Here is a 16,986-nt window from a genome sequence, read left to right on the forward strand (position 1 = left end):
AGTGTAAATAACTTATTTATCTTTTTCAACAGCTGTTGTTTTTTGTGTTCTGAAAAAATGCGTTTCAAAGGTAGTAGAATTTCCTACATTATCTGTAACCGTAACTTTCAAATCGTTACGCCCTTCGTCTACAATTCCGTCGCTAAAATTATGAAATATTATTCGGGTCTTGTAATCATAATGCATTAATATCCACTTACCGTTTAGCCATGCATCAAATGTGGCAATACCTGCAAGGTCATCACTAATCTTAAGGCTAAAACTATCCTTGTTGCTTAGCCACTTCCCTTCGGCAAAACTCACACTGTAAATTTTAGGAGCCGTATCATCCTGCGCAAGCTTAAACTGCCCAAGATACCTTACCTTAGCCGTAAGCCTGCCACTCTCCATATAACTGTTATTATACAACAGTCTTTTTCCATCTACTCCTGCTATAAATGTTTTTTGCAGCACTTCTGGAGACATATGACTAACGTCAAACGAAACTGTTATATTGCCATGTACAGGTACCGAATCATCATGCAGGTACAAAATGGAATCTTTCACATCAAAATCCATGTAAAAATCCTCATACAATGCATGTGCCGGTATAAATACCGAAACAGCATCTTTCGTATAACTGTTATCATTGGCTGCCTTTACAAAATAAGGCGTTACCTTTTTGGGCTGGGTTATAGTCGCAGGTTTGTCGCTATACTCAATACTACCGTTCACTATCCGCTTGTTACCATGAAAATCAGAAACCTCAATACGGTAGCTCACAGTTTCGCCTTCCTTAATATCAATTTTACCATTGGTGGTATTATCCCTAATCACTCCAAGGGTATAAGGCGTATTGATAAACAGTTTTTGGTAGCGTTGCTTGGTAGCGTTGTATTTTTGATAATCAATAAAATTATTGATATACCTGCTCTCATCAAAAGCAAACTGGTCAAAAACAACCTTAAACTCACGGTTACCGTTTATAAAGGTTTCTATTTTAAACACTCCGTTATTACCAAGACTACCCGTACTCTTATCAGTAGCATTGATGGAAAATCCCATGGTACCACGCGCATAGATTTTATCTGCCAGATAAGTCCCGTCCTTTAAAAGTTTAAGATTTAGTGTAACAGGCTTTTCCGATTCGTTCACCACTGCCTTATCTCCCAAAGCATAAGCCATAACACCGTAAATCGTAGGCTTCTGGCTGTCTTTCATTATTTTATTTAATCCGAAAAATAACGGATTGATGATTTCCTCGGTTTTGGTATCCCTGTATTCAAAATGCAGGTGTGGTCCACCGGAACCTCCCGTATTACCCGAAAGGGCAACAAGCTCTCCTTTCGTTACAGGTAACTCACCCGGTTTAGGAAATAGTTCTATATCAAAACTTTTCTTTTCATACTGCTTTTCTCTAACATAAGCTTCAATTTCAGGAGCATATTTACTAAGATGCCCGTAAAGCGTGGTATATCCGTTTGGGTGATCTATATACAAAGCTGTACCATATCCATAACTGGATACTTTTATGCGCGATACATAACCATCGGCGGCGGCATATACAGGCAGCCCTTCCCTTTGTTGGGTACGGTAGTCTATCCCGGCATGAAAGTGATTACGCCTTAACTCTCCAAAAGTACCTGAAGGGTGAAGCGGTAAATCCATTGGGGAGCGAAAATAATCTTCCGGATAATTTTGCTGGGCAAAAAGTGCTGTAGTTGAAAGTAGTATTAAAAAGAAAAATCTCATAAGGCTAAAATATAAAAAAAGCGTCTTAAAAAAAGCCTAACGCCGCATGTTTGTTATAACTGTTTACATAGCAAATTATTACATACAATCTTAACACAATTCAACATTTTTTATAACAAACTATTGTTTCTAATTAAAGTAATATTAACTTTGTAGAATAATGTAATGAAAATTGACTGTAATGAACGGACTATCCGAAATAGTTGATTCTCTTGAAAATAAGCTAAATAAGCTGGTTCAAAAACAGGCCGTGCTGCAACAGCAAAATCAGGAGTTAAGGGACAAAATAGCCCAATCGGCTTCGGTAATCCACAGTCAGGCTGAACAGATTGCCTCATTGGAAAAGCACATTGAGACCTTAAAGACAGCCAATTCATTACTGGGCAGTGACGATAATAAACGAGAAACAAAACTCAAAATAAATTCATTGATCCGCGAGATTGATTATTGCATAGCTCAACTTTCTGACTAGCATGAAATGGATGATAAACTTAAAATAAAGATATCAATTGCCGATAGGGTGTACCCGTTAACAGTAACACCATCGCAGGAAGAGGGACTGAGAAGCGCCTCTAAAAAAATTGATGCCATGATCAAGCAGTTTGAAGAGAGTTATGCCGTGAGAGACAAGCAGGATGTACTGGCAATGTGCGCCTTACAGTTTGCCGCACAAATAGAGCAAAAGCAGATAGACAAGTTTACCGATGTCAAAGACGCTTTTGAAAAACTACAGTTAATGGATGAAAAATTGGGAAATCTTCTCGATGACAAATAAAATACGTTCTTAAAAATACGTCAAAAATACTGCCTACATTAGCACATATTTGATAAACTCAACACTAACAAATTAAAATGGGTGAATCATCGTTACTAAAGCATGCTGCCCCGAGCAGATCCTTGAACAACGAGTTAGCTCAAAACTTGTCTTTTACGAGTTTATACAATCTTCCTGATGTAGGCTTTTTTTATATATATATCTTACATAAAAACAAACTATGGACTCGACACTATTTATAATTATTGGCAGTTTCGCCGGTTTAGGGATCGGATTCGGAATCGCAAAGATTCTTGAGAAGAAAAACGTATCCACCCTAATCAAGAATGCGAAGAAGGAGGCGGCATCGATATTGAAGGATGCCAAGACAGATGCCGAAGCCATTAAAAAGGATAAATTACTTCAGGCTAAGGAAAAATTCCTTGAGCTTAAAGCAGAACACGAACAGGTAATACTTGGCAAAGACAAAAAAATTGCCGAAGCAGAGAAAAGAACACGTGATAAAGAATCTCAGGTTTCAAACGAGCTTGCTAAAAACAAAAAGCTTAACGACGAACTTGATAAAAAGGTTTCTGATTACGATAACCGTATAGAGTTCCTTGATAAGAAACAACAGGAAATAGACAGGCTACACAAAAGCCAGGTAGAACAGCTTGAGGTTATATCAGGCCTATCTGCAGAAGAAGCTAAAAACCAACTTGTGGAAAGCCTTAAAGCTGAAGCCAAAACTACTGCTATGTCCCACATTCAGGACACTATTGAGGAGGCTAAGCTTACAGCTCATCAGGAAGCTAAAAAGATTATCATCAATACTATTCAGCGTGTAGGTACCGAAGAGGCAGTGGAAAACTGTGTATCTGTATTCAACATTGAGTCTGACGATGTGAAAGGTAGAATCATCGGTCGTGAAGGTAGAAATATTCGTGCCCTTGAAGCTGCTACAGGAGTTGAAATTATTGTAGACGATACTCCGGAGGCTATCATCCTTTCATGCTTTGACCCTGTAAGAAGAGAGGTTGCACGTTTAGCATTACACAAACTGGTTACAGACGGTAGGATTCACCCTGCACGTATTGAAGAGGTTGTAGCTAAAACAGCTAAGCAGATTGAAGACGAAATTATTGAAGTAGGTAAACGTACTGTTATCGACCTTGGTATTCACGGTTTACACCCTGAGCTTATCAAAATTGTTGGTAGAATGAAGTATCGTTCTTCTTACGGACAAAACTTACTACAACACTCGCGTGAAGTTGCTAAGCTTTGTGGCCTTATGGCTGCAGAACTTGGCCTTAACGTTAAGCTTGCCAAAAGAGCAGGTTTACTTCACGATATAGGTAAAGTGCCGGATACAGAAAGTGATCTTCCGCACGCATTACTTGGTATGCAGTGGGCAGAGAAGTATGGTGAGAAAGAAGAAGTTTGCAACGCTATTGGTGCTCACCACGACGAAATTGAAATGAAATCGTTACTTTCCCCTATCGTACAGGTTTGTGATGCTATCTCTGGTGCAAGGCCGGGTGCAAGAAGACAGGTTCTTGACTCATACATTCAGCGTCTTAAAGACCTTGAGGATATCGCTTACGGATTTGGCGGTGTTAAGAGCGCATACGCTATCCAAGCAGGTAGAGAGCTTCGTGTAATTGTAGAAAGTGAAAAAGTAAGCGATGAAATGGCTGCTAACCTATCTTTCGAGATTTCACACAAAATCCAGACAGAAATGACTTACCCAGGTCAGGTAAAAATTACGGTTATCCGTGAAACAAGAGCGGTTAACATCGCAAAATAATTTACCCGAACCATATAAATAAACAACAGAAAAAGCTGCCTTTCGGCAGCTTTTTCTTTTTAAATAAAACAAACAATAAACACCATCATTTCCAGCCGCCTCCCAGTGCACGGTACAAATCGGTCACTGCATTAAGCTGATCTCTCTTCAGGGTTGCAAGATCAAGCTCACTTTGAAGCACATTACTTTGTGCGGTAATCACTTCTAAATAAGTGGCCATCCCTCTATTAAATAGTTTATCAGCATTCGTAGTTGCTTTTTGCAGGCTTTCCACACGTTGTTGTGCAAAATCCTGTTCATCTTTAAGTTTTTCTATCTGTACCAGTGCATCAGATACTTCACCTACCGCAATTAGTACACCCTGCCTAAAGGACAGAACCGCTTTTTCGCGTTCTATTTTTGCCACTTCATATTCAGCTCTCAGTCTTCTGCTGTTAAGTAATGGTTGAGCTAATCCACCCGCTACCATACCAAATAATGATGACGGCATATTAAACCAGTTATTGGATTTGAATGAATTTAATCCACCCGCTGCAGTAATATTAATAGCCGGATACATTTGGGCTTTGGTAACCCCTACCCTTGCATTTGCAGCCGCAAGGTCGTACTCAAACATTCTAACATCAGGCCTTCTGCTCACAATAGCCGCAGGAAGTCCCGTACTTATATTTTCATAAACAGGCTCCAGGTCTAAAGAAGTCATCCTTGCAATTTCCCCTGGGAGTTCCCCTGTAAGTATACTTAACGCGTTTTCCTGAATTGCTATCTGCTTTTCAAGCATAGGTACAATTCTGGCTGCTGTAAGCTTTTGGGCGTTGGCCTGCTCTACAGCCAGTGATGTTACCTGACCCGCATCAAACTGCATACTAACCATACGTAAGGTATTCTCGCTCAATTCAAAATTCTTTTTGGCAACATTTAACTGTGCATCCAGCATTAACAGGTTATAATAACCTTTGGCTACACCGGTAACAAGTTCGGTTTGCACCGCTTTTTTAGCCTCTTCAGTTTTCAGGTATTGCGCCAGCGCCTCTTTTTTCCTGCTGTTAATTTTCCTCCAGATATCAGCCTCCCACGAAAGGTTTATCCCCGCGTTATAATCTTCAACATGGCTAGTACCCAAAAAGTTTTTGGCACTAAGTCCATTTAAACTATTTTCAGACGGGATTGTGGTATTGGCATTCACATACAGGTTCGCCTGAGGTACATTACCCCATTTGGCCTGTTTTAATAACTGATGTGAGGCTTCAATATTTTTAATGGCAATCTGTAAATCATAATTCCCCGATATGGCTTTACCTATAAGTTCCTGCAAAGCAGCATCCGGGAAAAATGTTTTCCATTCAACATCGGCAATCGTTAAGGTATCTGCAGTTACAACAGCATTCCTGTAAGCTTCGGGCAACTCGGGCTGCACCTCCACATCTTTAGAAACCTTACACCCCGTAAGTACCAAAAAGGCCGTGAATACTATATATATATTTAAATTTTTCATTGTTATCGATTAGAATGGCTCTCCTTTCGGAGAGCCTTAAAAATTTAATTCATCAGTTCAAGCTCGGCTGTTGCCGCATGCTCATGTTTAACCGGTTTAAGGTGTGGTTTACCTGATACTTTTTCCTGTAGGTACTGGAATACTATAAAGAGAACCGGAATGATAAACAGTCCCAGTATTACTCCCGAAAGCATACCCCCGGCAGCACCTATACTGATAGAGTGGTTACCCTGTGCAGACGGTCCTACCGCAAACATCATAGGTATAAGCCCTACAATAAATGCAAATGAAGTCATGATAATAGGCCTTAACCTTAGTTTAGCTGCCTCTATGGAAGCCGACAGTAATGATTTTCCTGCCCTTCTTCGCTGTACGGCGAACTCAACAATAAGTATGGCATTTTTAGCCAGAAGACCTATAAGCATTACCAGTGCTACCTGTACATAAATGTTATTTGAAATACCCGTAAAGCCTATAGCAGCAAATACACCGAATATACCTGTGGGGATAGATAGTATAACTGCTAACGGAAGGATGTAACTTTCATACTGCGCTGCAAGCAGGAAGTAAATGAATAGTAAGCTCAACAGGAATATTACTGTCGACTGTCCTCCTGATATGATTTCCTCTCTTGTCATCCCCGAGAACTCATACGAGTATCCCTGTGGCAGGTATTGAGCAGCCACTTCTTCCACAGCTTTAATGGCATCGCCCGAACTTACACCCGGTGCAGGTATTGCATTTACACCAATAGAGTTAAACAGATTGTACCTCGAAGCATTTTCAGGGCCATAAACCCTTTCCAGCTTAACAAGTGTATTAACCGGAACCATTTCGCCATTTTTATTTTTCACAAATACGGCATCAAGCGACTGTGCTGTCGCACGGCTATCCTTATCAGCCTGTACCATTACACGGTAGTATTTACCAAATCGGTTAAAGTCTGACACCTGTGCACTACCATAATAAGCCTGTACGGTTTGAAGTAAGTCCTTAACACTTACACCAAGCTGTTCAGCCTTAACATCATTCACTTCCATTTCATATTGCGGATAATCGGCCCTAAATGGTGTAAAGGCTACAGCAATCTCAGGACGCTTCATAAGCTCACCAATAAACTGGTTACCTACCTGGCTAAACTTATCCAGTTTACCTCCGCTACGATCCTGAAGCACGAAGTCAAGTCCGTCAATATTACTGAATCCGGGTACGGTTGGGAAAGTAAACACAAAGAAGTTAGCTTCTTTTATAGCAGAAAGTTTTCCCCTTACCTCGTTCATAATATCGTTAATATCACTAACTTCTCCTCTTTCTTTTAGAGGCTTAAGATTAAGGAATAGTACACCAAACGATGGGCTTGACGACTGGGTAAGCATATTAAAGCCCGAAAGTCCGTCGATTTCCCTATTAGCTTCCACTGTACGGATTATGTTTTCTGCCTCTTCAAGTGTTTTAACAGTGCGCTCCAGTGATGTACCTGCCGGCATGGATACCGAAACAGCTATGAATCCCTGATCTTCCGAAGGGATAAACCCTGAAGGAGTAGTATTCACCATCCATACGGTAGCCAGTATCACAACTCCAAGTCCGCCAAGGCTTAGCCATTTATGACGAATAAGAAAACGTAAACTACCCAAGTAACGATTGGTCACTTTTTCAAAACCATTATTGAATCCTGCAAAGAAACGTTGCTTAAAGCTTGTTTTCCCGTGTCCGTTTTGATGATGGCTGTGATTGTCCTTTAAGAAAAGTGCCGCCAGTGCCGGGCTCAGTGTTAAGGCGTTAACCGCCGAAATCACAATCGCAATAGCTAATGTAAAGGCAAACTGCCTGTAGAATACCCCGGTAGAACCTTCCATAAAACCAACCGGAAGAAATACCGCCGACATTACCAGTGTAATTGAGATAATAGCACCTGTAATCTCACTCATGGCAGATGTGGTTGCCCTTTTAGGATCCATACCCTGCTCCATCTTGGAGTGTACTGCCTCGACAACCACAATAGCGTCATCCACCACAATACCAATAGCCAGTACCAGTGCAAACAGCGTTAACAGGTTTATGGAAAACCCAAACAGGTTCATAAAGAAGAAGGTACCCATAATTGCTACCGGTACGGCAATTGCAGGAATTAATGTGGACCTGAAATCCTGAAGGAAAATATATACCACAATAAATACCAGTAAGAATGCTTCAATAAGGGTAGATTTTACCTGAGCGATAGAAGCATCAAGCATTACTTTGGTATTATAAATACCTACCCTTTTAATACCTTTAGGAAAGCTTTTTTCTGCCTTAACCAACAGGTCGTTAATCGCTATCTGAATATCGTTAGCGTTAGATCCCGGTAATTGGATAACCATAATATTAGTACCCGGTTTACCGTTAATCCTTGTAAAGTTACCATAGGTATAGGAACCAAACTCTACCTTAGCCACATCCTTTAATCGAAGTATGGATCCGTCAGGATTGGTACGTATTATTATATTCTGGTAATCTTCCGGCTTGTTAAGCTTTCCTTTGTATTTGATAACATATTCAAACGATTCGGCACTGTTTTCACCAAATTTACCCGGAGCTGCCTCAAGGTTTTTATCCTGAATGGCTGCCATTACCTCCTGTGGAGTAATGTTATAGGATGTCATTTGGGACGGATTAAGCCAAACCCTCATCGAATAATCTTTATTACCACCAAAAATTGCTGCCTGACCTACACCCGGTATCCTTTTTATCTCAGGGATAATATTGATTTGGGCATAGTTGGTAAGAAATGTCTGGTCGTATGTTTTCTCATCTTCAGAGTAAAGTGCAGCTACCATAATAAGGCTGTTTTGCTGCTTAGCTGTAGTAACACCCGCCTGTATAACCTCCGCCGGCAACTGGCTGGTAGCCTGAGCCACCCTATTCTGTACGTTTACAGCAGCCTGATCGGGATCAGTACCCAGTTTAAAGTATACTGTAATAACAAGGGAACCATCGTTACTGGCTGTAGAGCTCATATAAATCATGTTCTCCACACCATTAATGGACTCTTCCAGTGACGGAGCTACCGAACGAAGTACCGTTTCGGCATTCGCCCCAGGGTACAGCGCCGTAACCTGAACCGCCGGTGGCGCAATGTCAGGGAACTGCTGTAATGGTAATTTAAAGAGCCCCAATACTCCTACAATTACCAATAGGATGGATATGACCGTAGCCAAAACCGGTCGGTCTATAAATCTTTTAAACATTATGTTCTAAAATTAAATTGTTGGTTATAAATTATTTAGAAGCTACTTCGGTTTCTGCTTTTTGCGGAGTCACAACAGCGCCCTCCTGAAGGTTTTCAAAGCCTTTATACACAATTCTGTCTCCCGACTGAAGTCCTTCGCTTACCAGATAATCAGTACCGCTTTTACCCAATATTGTAATAGGTTTTTTAGCAACTTTGTTGTCTTTGTCTACAGTGTATACAAACACCCTATCCTGTACTTCAACAGTAGCAGCCTGAGGGATAAGTATAACATCACTGTGATCTATACCTAAACGCACCCTACCAGTGTTACCCGAACGAAGTAAACCTTTTACATTAGGAAAACTTGCCCTTAAAGTTATAGCACCTGTTGTACTATCAAACTGACCGTCTACCATGTCTATTTTTCCCTGTGTTTCATAAACCGCATTATTAGCTAAAACCAATGATACCGGTGGAAGGTTTTTAATCTTTTCATTAAGAGTGTTCCCTTCATACCTGTTTCTAAAGCTCAGGAATTCTGATTCTCCTAGTGAAAAATAAGCGTAAACCACTGCAATATCAGAAAGGGTTGTTAATGGTAGAGGATCGGCAGCCGAAACAAGGCTTCCCTGTTTTTTAGGCAATCTGGTAATGTAACCGTCTACCGGAGCAGTAATGAGCGTATAGCCTAAATTTATTTGTGCAGAAGCTACTGCCGCTTCAGCCTGCTTTTTATTGGCCTCAGCCATTTTAAGTGAAGCTTTGGCTGTTTTTAACTGATAGTCAGAAACTACTTTTTCATTTACAAGAGGTGTTAACTTCTCTACCTCAAGCTGTGCATTTAAAAGTGCTGCATCGGCAGCGTTTAAGTTACCTACAGCACTATTAAGCTGTTCCCTGTAACGGTGGTCATCTATTTTAAAAATAGGCTGTCCTGCCTTTACAAAAGCGCCTTCATCCACATACAGTTTTTCAAGGTAACCGTCTACCTGCGGGCGTATCTCAACATTTACGCGTCCTTCGACTTTTACCGGATATTCCTGATATGTAGTGGCTTGTCCTTTGCTTACAGCCAAAACAGGTACCGCAACTTCCTGTGCTGCAGGAGCTGTGGCAGTGTTGCCGGAGCAGCCGTATAAGAATAAAGCTGCTGCAAGAACTAAGAGTAATGAAATTCTTTTCATAATAGCATTAAATTATTTAATGGTGTTAAATTGTTAGATAAAAAAATTGATGATTGAACGAATGATTACTGTTTTTTTACATTAGTTAAATTATTTAATGGTGTTAAGTAAATGATTAAAAAAGTGTAAGGCTTATTGTTTTTACGGTTTTAAACTATTTAACAGCGTTAAGTAGGTGATCAAAAAAAAGGATTATTCCTCTTCTATATAACGGATAATACCTGTAATAGCATCTTTAAGAATTTGCTTATTGATATCATCAGAAAGGCCGTTACCTACTATATTAATGGATATTAACCCATGTATAACAGAGAAAAAGGTAAAATACTTTTGCTTTATAACATGCGGATCGGGCTTTTCGATCTTCATTAGTTTTGCAATACAACTACTTATTAACTGGTAAGGAGTGTCTGACTCAGTAGTTCGCTGTGCACAGCACGTCATCTCAACCCCATACATCAGCTGATACATTTCTTTATTCTTAAGGGCAAAATTCCAGTAGGCCAGCCACATACCTTCTAACTGAACCGCCGCATCATCTGACTCTTCTTTGGCAGCCTCTAAATCCTTAATCAATATGGTAAACCCCTTACAGGTTAACTCCTGGAGTATAGCTTCTTTATTGGCAAAGTACTCATAAATAATGGGCGCAGTATACTCAATTTTGTCAGCAATCTTTCGCATACTTAGCCCCTGCCACCCTTCATCTTTCACTATCTCTCTGGCAGCTGTAAGTATATTAGCACGGGTCTCCTCCTTCTGTCTCAATATGCGTTCTTTGCTCCCCATTTTTAAAGCTTTTAAATTACTTAACAGTGTTAAGCAAAAGTATGACGATTATAAATTATAGCAATACTTTTGACTATTGTTTTTTCTTATAGTTGTAATAAACAAAATTGATTTATGCCTTAAATAAAGATTTTATCTAAGTCCTCTTTACAAATTGGTTTTAAAAAATAATCTTTAACAACTCCTGTAAACTCCCTTGCCTTATTAATATCTACCTCATTATTAGACGAGCTAATCATATAAATGGCTATTGGTAACTTTTCAAAGTTATCTTTTACCTTAATGTATTCTTCCAAAAACTGCCATCCGTTCATAATAGGCATGTTAACATCCAGCAATATCAAATCAGGTAACTCATCAACATCTGTACGGGAGCTCATAAAATCTATGGCATCCTGTCCGTTTTGAAAAAAAGAAGACTTAACATCAATCTTATTTTGCTTAAGGAGATTCTTAAGCAAAAAGTGATAAATTTTATCGTCATCTATAACATACAAACTCCTAATCTTCATCTTTAAAATAAATTTTAAACGTAGTTCCTTTATTCACTTCACTGAAAACCTCTACGCTTCCGCCCATGGCCTCTATCTGGTTTTTTGTAATAAACAGTCCAATACCTCTTGAGTTTTGGTTTTTATGAAATGTTTTATACATACCAAATAAAGAATTTTTGTGTTTTTTAAGATCAATACCTAAGCCATTATCGGTAATGGAAAGTATTTTTCTGCCTTCTTTTATCTCAAAATCATACATAATAATAGGAGACCTTTCGGGACTCGAATACTTTATGGCATTTGTTGTAAAATTAAGCAATATACTTTCAAGATAAGCCGGATTGTAAGTTACCATTACATCCAGCGGGATATTAACCTCTACATTTACACCATGTTTTTTTATTTCGTTATGCAATATGTTCAAAATGTTCTTTAGGTAATGACGCAGGTTTAACCTTTCTTTTACGTTTTTTACCTCAAATTGTATTTCTACAAGTTCCTTTAAGTGTCCTATAGTAACATAAAGTCCGTTTGAAATAGCTTCCAGATGTTCAAGCATTTCCTCCCTTTCTTCCTGATCAGCATTCTTAAACACATCTATAAGCATTTTAAGATTACCCGCGTGCGACCTAAGGTTGTGTGACACTATATGTGCAAAGTTAACAAGTCTGTTGTTTTGTTCACCAACAATATCAATAGTATTTCCAAGCTCAATCTCTTTTTCCTTAAGTTGAGTGATATCTTTATGGGTTCCTATAGAACGTACCGGAGTCCCTTCATTGTCAAATTGCACTACTCTACCACGGCTTAACACCCATTTGTATTTACCTTCATCTGTTTTTATACGGTAAATATTTTCAAATGAAGGTGTTTCTCCTGTAAGATGTTTTTCTTTAGCCAAGGCATGTTCTCTTATATCTTCAACATGCATACGCTCCTGCCAATCCCTTAAAGGTATGATAGCTTCTTTTTCCTCCTTACCTATAATTTTCATGGATTGAGCCGAAAAATACACCATATTGGTTTGCATATCCCAGTCCCATATCCCTTCGGATGCTGCCTTAAGTGCAAACTTATATCGTTCTTCTGAAACCTGTAACTGGTGTTCCTGCTCTTTTTGCTCGGTAATATCACCTATTCTTCCGTAAAAATGAATACTACCGTCTTCCTGTTTCTCCGGCTTTGCATTAAGCCTTATCCAACGTATGCCCCTTTTGGGTAACTGAATCCTGAATTCCTGATTCCAGTTAATTATGTTTCTGCGTGAATAATCCAGCCCTTCTACAAACATATCTCTGTCCTGCTCCAGTATCCTGTCATCATAAAACATTCGGGGATTTGCCATAAGTTCATCAACAGTGTATTCAAAAACATCGTTAACCGCCTCACTTAAAAAAAGTACCATGTAACCATTCACATCATCCCATGAGATGTAGAAAATCATATCAGGTAGCTGATTTAGTAGTTTTTTATAAAGGCCGTCTATTTTTTGGCTATGTTGGGAAACAGTCATATATCTTTTCTGAAAATTGCACATTGCACTACGAAAGCAAGCACAATTAATCCGTATGAAACTTAGTAAAATTTTAAGAGTTATGCAATTTTTTATTTTCTTGGGTGGTAAGTATTTAAAATCTTACTCAGGAATTTCCTATCCAAATGCATGTAAACTTCGGTTGTGGTGATGGATTCATGCCCCATCATGAGCTGTATGGAACGTAGATCAGCACCATTTTCCAAAAGGTGTGTAGCAAACGAATGCCTGAAGGTATGAGGGCTTATAGTTTTGTTTAGACCTATAGCTTCGGCCAGCCTCCTGATAATGGTAAATACCATTGCACGGGTTAAACCGCTACCCCGCCTGTTGAGAAAAAGAGTGTCCTCGTGTCCTTTTTTAACGTCCAGCTTGTTTCTCATACTATCCTTATATAGGTTAATGTATTTTTGGGTACTATTACCAATAGGCACAAAACGCTGCTTGTTACCTTTACCCGTAATTTTTATAAACCCCTCGTCAAAAAACAAGTCGGAAATTTTAAGACCTACCAACTCAGAAACCCTAAGCCCGCAACTGTAAAGTGTTTCCAGCATTGCCCTGTTACGTTCACCCTCATTACTACTTAAATCTACAGCTCCAATTAAGTCATCTATTTCTTCTGTAGAAAGTGTATCGGGCAGCTTCCTTCCTACTTTAGGCACCTCAATAAGTTCCATAGGGCTATCTTTCCTGTAGTCTTCAAAAACCAGGTAATTAAAAAAGCTTTTGAGCCCGGAAATAAGCCTTGCTCTCGATCTCGGATTAAGCTCTTCGGCCATTTTATAAATAAAATCCTGTATGGTTTCTTCGGTAATTTGTAGTGGTGAAACATCCTGCCCTGAACCCTCTAAATACCTCACTAGCCTATTGATATCTAAGGAATAATTCTCAACCGAATTCACAGACAAACCCCGCTCTATTTTGAGGTACGATTTATAGTCTGTTATAAATTTAGTCCAACTTTTCATACAGGTTAAAGTTATGTGAATTAAGAATTCCTTGATAATTACCCCAAGATTAATAATATAATTTTGAGATGCAAAACAAAAATTATGAAAAAGATGAAAAGACTATTTAAATTATTTTCGGCAGGAATTTTAATGATTGGAGCGATTACAACGGCAAATGCACAAAGCAGTGATGCACTTACACCAAGTTTTGGTATAAAGGGTGGTGTTAACTTTGCCAGTATTACCGGAGATGATTTTGACAGCCCCGATTCAAGAACCAGTTTTCATGTAGGTGTACTGGCAGAATTCCCGCTAACGGAAATGTTCTCGCTACAGACTGAGGCTCTTTATTCAGGACAAGGGTTTGAGAGTGACCTGGATGGCGAAATTTTTGGTGGCGAAGGCAAGGTAGAATACCAGCTTGATTACATTAATGTACCTGTACTCGCTAAAGTGTACATTTTAGACGGACTGAGTATTGAAGCCGGTCCGCAGTTTGGTTTTAAAGTAAACGAAGAAATTGACGCCAATGCTAATGCTGATGACGGAGACCTTAACCTTGACGAAGCTGAGGACTTTGACTTTGGTGTAGCTGCAGGTGTAACCTTTGAAACCCCTATGGGACTATTTGCTACAGGTAGATACACACAGGGCTTTACCGATATTGTAAACAACCGAGACGTTAAAAACTCTGTATTTCAAATTGGTATAGGATACAAATTCTAAACCCCACTCCCCACAACATATAAAAACAAGAACGCCTCCCGTACTAGCAGGAGGCGTTCTTTATTACATAACTAAAACAATTAGAATTTGTAAACAATACCGAAGTTGATGTTGTCTAAATTTAAACCAAAATCAAAACTGTCTGTAGATTCTGCTCCGTCAAAATCAGGTTTTGAAGTTGAGTAACTAAGGATACCAAAAGTAGCCTCAAGAGCAAAATGTTCAGACACAAAGTAGTTAATACCAGGCGCTACACCTACGTTAAAACCATCTACTTTCACTTCATTAGGACCTTGTTCATATTTACCGTTTTGATACCCAACACCTAACTGACCAAATAAAGAGAATTTGTTAGCCGGAGTAAAATAATACCTACCAAAAGCACCTATTGCAAATTCATTATATTTTGCGTCTTCAGCAAAAGGATCCTCATCTTTAGTAGAAGTATAGCCTAATGAAAGTCCTACAGCAATGTTTTCGCTAACAAAATAACCTGCACTTGGAGCAATGTTAAATCCGTTTGTTTTAAAATCACCTGTAGACTCTGAAGAGAAACCTACAGTACCCGAAAGAAAAATATCTCCTTTTGCAAAACCGTTACTCTCTGTCTCCTGAGCGTTAGCTAAACCAAAAGCAAAAACTGCTGCTAATGATAATAATAATTTTTTCATCGTTTTTTGAATTTAATTGTTACGAGATCAAAAATATATAAAGAACCACAATAAAAAGTAAGAATTTTTAGATAAAAAACAGTATTGAAAATCAATTAGTTAAAACAAAATAACTATTTAATAACTTAAAAATATTGCTTTTATCAAAAATAAAACCTCCCTAAAAAGGGAGGTCATTAAGATTTGGTATGTGTATTCTAAACTTAATTTAAAATTTATATCCTACAGAAACAGAGATAACATTATTGTTGATTTTAATAGCCTCATCTCCACCAAAATCATTAATATCTGCTAAACCAGCACTGTATCTAGCCTGGAAGAAAACTCCCATTGTAAGTTCATAACCTACACCTCCGTTAAGAGCAAAATCAATACTTTTAAATGAGTCTTTTACATCCTCATCTTCAGCTTTAGCACTCATAAGGAAACCTATCTGAGGACCCGCCTGTATACTAAACCCTTCAAAAAGATAATATTTAGCCATAATAGGCACATTAATATAGTCAAGCTTCATATCTTCCTCAACTACAGTAAGACCATCTACAGTTTCAAATTTAGCTCCCTGCATAGAATAAAGCAGCTCTGGCTGGATAGAAAACTGTTCTGTAAGTTTAAATTCTGCAACTGCACCCACATGGAAACCGGTTCTTGAGCCAGAAGTTTCTGCATCTCCGCCAAAATCGGCAATGTTTAAACCTGCTTTAGCACCAAACTTAATATCCTGTGCCTCTGAAGCAAAACCGAAAGCCATTAAGGCTACAGCTGATAATAAAATTTTTTTCATTGGTTTGTTAGTTTTAATTGTTACGCGCCAAATATATAATTTTTTTAATAAGAAAATTACTTCTATTTAATATTATTTCATCAATTTTAGCTTATTATTTAAATAATAAATAACAAAACAGTTAATTTAAAGTTAAAAACAGAAAAATAAATAATTAGTATTTAAGAAAGTTTTAACCTAAAACTGTCATAAATGTTGCCTTTAGTACTATTTTTCTCAAAAGTTATTATATAAATTTGTTTCAAAACAAGCCACAACAATGTGGAGTAACCAACTTAAATATAGTACTATGAAAAAATTCCTTTTTTTAATTGCTGCACTTGCCGGAGGTTTTGCCATGAATGCTCAGGGTATTGACCTTGGTATAAAAGCCGGGGCTAACTTCGCTAACTTTCAGGGTGATATTGATAGTGACGGCATAACTAGCTTTCACGCCGGTTTAGCTTTAGAGCTTAACCTTGTACCAATGTTCTCTGTACAGGCAGAAGGGCTTTTCTCTTCTCAGGGAGCCAAATACGATAATGCATTTGGAGCTGCTGAAGACATTAACCTTGATTATATCTCGGTACCGGTACTTGCCAAGTTTTATGTTGTACCGGGTAAATTAAGCCTTATGGCTGGACCACAGTTCTCTTTCCTTGTAAATGATGCTAAAGACGCTTTTGAAACCAAAAGTTTTGATTTGGCTGCATCGGGAGGTGTTGAGCTAAAAATTATTATGGGACTATTTGCACAGGCACGTTATAACATCGGTTTGACCAATGTAAGTGACAACAGCGACGTTGACGTTAAAAACGGAGTGTTCCAACTATCAGTAGGATATTATTTCTAAAATCAGGTAATTATAATT

15 protein-coding genes and 1 other RNA gene are annotated in these 16,986 nt (G+C 38.6%); 6 read left to right on the forward strand and 10 right to left on the reverse strand.

From position 1 onward, the window contains the following. Positions 1 to 12 precede the first annotated feature (12 nt). Positions 13 to 1,731, reverse strand: coding sequence for a M23 family metallopeptidase (locus ABS768_RS02455; protein WP_408073377.1), 1,719 nt, complete (start codon positions 1,729 to 1,731; stop codon positions 13 to 15). A 181-nt stretch (positions 1,732 to 1,912) separates the two neighbouring features. Here ABS768_RS02455 and ABS768_RS02460 point away from each other — a divergent pair, with 181 nt between their 5' ends. The 4 genes from ABS768_RS02460 (at position 1,913) to rny (ending at position 4,292) form a co-directional block, all read left to right on the forward strand. Next, positions 1,913 to 2,203: a hypothetical protein gene (locus ABS768_RS02460; RefSeq protein ID WP_408073378.1), complete on the forward strand. Its 291-nt coding sequence runs from the start codon at positions 1,913 to 1,915 to the stop codon at positions 2,201 to 2,203. 6 nt (positions 2,204 to 2,209) lie between these two features. Then, positions 2,210 to 2,506: a cell division protein ZapA gene (locus tag ABS768_RS02465; protein ID WP_035130422.1), complete on the forward strand. Its 297-nt coding sequence runs from the start codon at positions 2,210 to 2,212 to the stop codon at positions 2,504 to 2,506. Positions 2,507 to 2,562: 56 nt separating this feature from the next. Further along, positions 2,563 to 2,669: non-coding RNA, 6S RNA (ssrS, locus tag ABS768_RS02470), on the forward strand. 57 nt (positions 2,670 to 2,726) lie between these two features. After that, positions 2,727 to 4,292: a ribonuclease Y gene (rny, locus tag ABS768_RS02475; RefSeq protein ID WP_408073379.1), complete on the forward strand. Its 1,566-nt coding sequence runs from the start codon at positions 2,727 to 2,729 to the stop codon at positions 4,290 to 4,292. An 85-nt stretch (positions 4,293 to 4,377) separates the two neighbouring features. Here the strand turns inward: rny and ABS768_RS02480 are convergent, their stop codons facing one another. From ABS768_RS02480 to xerD, 7 genes are all read right to left on the reverse strand, one after another. After that, on the reverse strand, positions 4,378 to 5,787 hold the full coding sequence (locus ABS768_RS02480) for an efflux transporter outer membrane subunit (RefSeq protein ID WP_408073380.1): 1,410 nt from the start codon (positions 5,785 to 5,787) through the stop codon (positions 4,378 to 4,380). 44 nt (positions 5,788 to 5,831) lie between these two features. Then, entirely contained in the window at positions 5,832 to 9,017 is a 3,186-nt protein-coding gene (locus ABS768_RS02485) for an efflux RND transporter permease subunit (RefSeq protein ID WP_408073381.1), read from the reverse strand. A gap of 31 nt (positions 9,018 to 9,048) precedes the next feature. Beyond that, on the reverse strand, positions 9,049 to 10,185 hold the full coding sequence (locus ABS768_RS02490; RefSeq protein ID WP_408073382.1) for an efflux RND transporter periplasmic adaptor subunit: 1,137 nt from the start codon (positions 10,183 to 10,185) through the stop codon (positions 9,049 to 9,051). A gap of 192 nt (positions 10,186 to 10,377) precedes the next feature. Then, positions 10,378 to 10,974, reverse strand: a complete 597-nt coding sequence (locus ABS768_RS02495) for a TetR/AcrR family transcriptional regulator (RefSeq protein WP_408073383.1) — start codon at positions 10,972 to 10,974, stop codon at positions 10,378 to 10,380. Between the two features lie 119 nt (positions 10,975 to 11,093). Further along, complete coding sequence (locus ABS768_RS02500; protein WP_408073384.1) at positions 11,094 to 11,486, reverse strand: response regulator; 393 nt, start codon at positions 11,484 to 11,486, stop codon at positions 11,094 to 11,096. Further along, positions 11,476 to 12,981: a sensor histidine kinase gene (locus tag ABS768_RS02505; RefSeq protein WP_408073385.1), complete on the reverse strand. Its 1,506-nt coding sequence runs from the start codon at positions 12,979 to 12,981 to the stop codon at positions 11,476 to 11,478. The genes ABS768_RS02500 and ABS768_RS02505 overlap by 11 nt, the downstream gene beginning before the upstream one ends. Before the next feature lie 92 nt (positions 12,982 to 13,073). Further along, positions 13,074 to 13,973, reverse strand: coding sequence for a site-specific tyrosine recombinase XerD (gene xerD, locus ABS768_RS02510; RefSeq protein ID WP_408073387.1), 900 nt, complete (start codon positions 13,971 to 13,973; stop codon positions 13,074 to 13,076). Between the two features lie 93 nt (positions 13,974 to 14,066). Here xerD and ABS768_RS02515 point away from each other — a divergent pair, with 93 nt between their 5' ends. Beyond that, positions 14,067 to 14,681 (forward strand): porin family protein, encoded by a 615-nt coding sequence (locus tag ABS768_RS02515; protein ID WP_408073389.1) that lies wholly within the window; start codon positions 14,067 to 14,069, stop codon positions 14,679 to 14,681. 80 nt (positions 14,682 to 14,761) lie between these two features. Here ABS768_RS02515 and ABS768_RS02520 read toward each other — a convergent pair whose 3' ends face one another. Then, complete coding sequence (locus tag ABS768_RS02520) at positions 14,762 to 15,352, reverse strand: porin family protein (RefSeq protein WP_408073391.1); 591 nt, start codon at positions 15,350 to 15,352, stop codon at positions 14,762 to 14,764. A gap of 208 nt (positions 15,353 to 15,560) precedes the next feature. Next, positions 15,561 to 16,136: a porin family protein gene (locus ABS768_RS02525; RefSeq protein WP_408073392.1), complete on the reverse strand. Its 576-nt coding sequence runs from the start codon at positions 16,134 to 16,136 to the stop codon at positions 15,561 to 15,563. 289 nt (positions 16,137 to 16,425) lie between these two features. On the opposite strand from ABS768_RS02525, the gene ABS768_RS02530 reads away from it, so the two are divergent. Continuing rightward, positions 16,426 to 16,968: a porin family protein gene (locus ABS768_RS02530; RefSeq protein ID WP_408073393.1), complete on the forward strand. Its 543-nt coding sequence runs from the start codon at positions 16,426 to 16,428 to the stop codon at positions 16,966 to 16,968. The last annotated feature ends 18 nt before the right edge of the window (positions 16,969 to 16,986 follow it).

The organism is Flavobacterium rhizophilum (assembly GCF_046000485.1).
Lineage (GTDB): Bacteria > Bacteroidota > Bacteroidia > Flavobacteriales > Flavobacteriaceae > Flavobacterium > Flavobacterium rhizophilum.

What these genes read in the sequence shown, in the direction of transcription:
- ABS768_RS02505 (WP_408073385.1), bottom strand. Translation starts at nt 12,981, where the DNA reads ATGACTGTTTCCCAACATAGCCAAAAAATAGACGGCCTTTATAAAAAA.
- ABS768_RS02485 (WP_408073381.1), bottom strand. Translation starts at nt 9,017, where the DNA reads ATGTTTAAAAGATTTATAGACCGACCGGTTTTGGCTACGGTCATATCC.
- ABS768_RS02525 (WP_408073392.1), bottom strand. Translation starts at nt 16,136, where the DNA reads ATGAAAAAAATTTTATTATCAGCTGTAGCCTTAATGGCTTTCGGTTTT.
- ABS768_RS02490 (WP_408073382.1), bottom strand. Translation starts at nt 10,185, where the DNA reads ATGAAAAGAATTTCATTACTCTTAGTTCTTGCAGCAGCTTTATTCTTA.
- ABS768_RS02500 (WP_408073384.1), bottom strand. Translation starts at nt 11,486, where the DNA reads ATGAAGATTAGGAGTTTGTATGTTATAGATGACGATAAAATTTATCAC.
- xerD (WP_408073387.1), bottom strand. Translation starts at nt 13,973, where the DNA reads ATGAAAAGTTGGACTAAATTTATAACAGACTATAAATCGTACCTCAAA.
- ABS768_RS02530 (WP_408073393.1), top strand. Translation starts at nt 16,426, where the DNA reads ATGAAAAAATTCCTTTTTTTAATTGCTGCACTTGCCGGAGGTTTTGCC.
- ABS768_RS02480 (WP_408073380.1), bottom strand. Translation starts at nt 5,787, where the DNA reads ATGAAAAATTTAAATATATATATAGTATTCACGGCCTTTTTGGTACTT.
- ABS768_RS02495 (WP_408073383.1), bottom strand. Translation starts at nt 10,974, where the DNA reads ATGGGGAGCAAAGAACGCATATTGAGACAGAAGGAGGAGACCCGTGCT.
- ABS768_RS02460 (WP_408073378.1), top strand. Translation starts at nt 1,913, where the DNA reads ATGAACGGACTATCCGAAATAGTTGATTCTCTTGAAAATAAGCTAAAT.
- ABS768_RS02455 (WP_408073377.1), bottom strand. Translation starts at nt 1,731, where the DNA reads ATGAGATTTTTCTTTTTAATACTACTTTCAACTACAGCACTTTTTGCC.
- ABS768_RS02520 (WP_408073391.1), bottom strand. Translation starts at nt 15,352, where the DNA reads ATGAAAAAATTATTATTATCATTAGCAGCAGTTTTTGCTTTTGGTTTA.
- rny (WP_408073379.1), top strand. Translation starts at nt 2,727, where the DNA reads ATGGACTCGACACTATTTATAATTATTGGCAGTTTCGCCGGTTTAGGG.
- ABS768_RS02515 (WP_408073389.1), top strand. Translation starts at nt 14,067, where the DNA reads ATGAAAAGACTATTTAAATTATTTTCGGCAGGAATTTTAATGATTGGA.
- ABS768_RS02465 (WP_035130422.1), top strand. Translation starts at nt 2,210, where the DNA reads ATGGATGATAAACTTAAAATAAAGATATCAATTGCCGATAGGGTGTAC.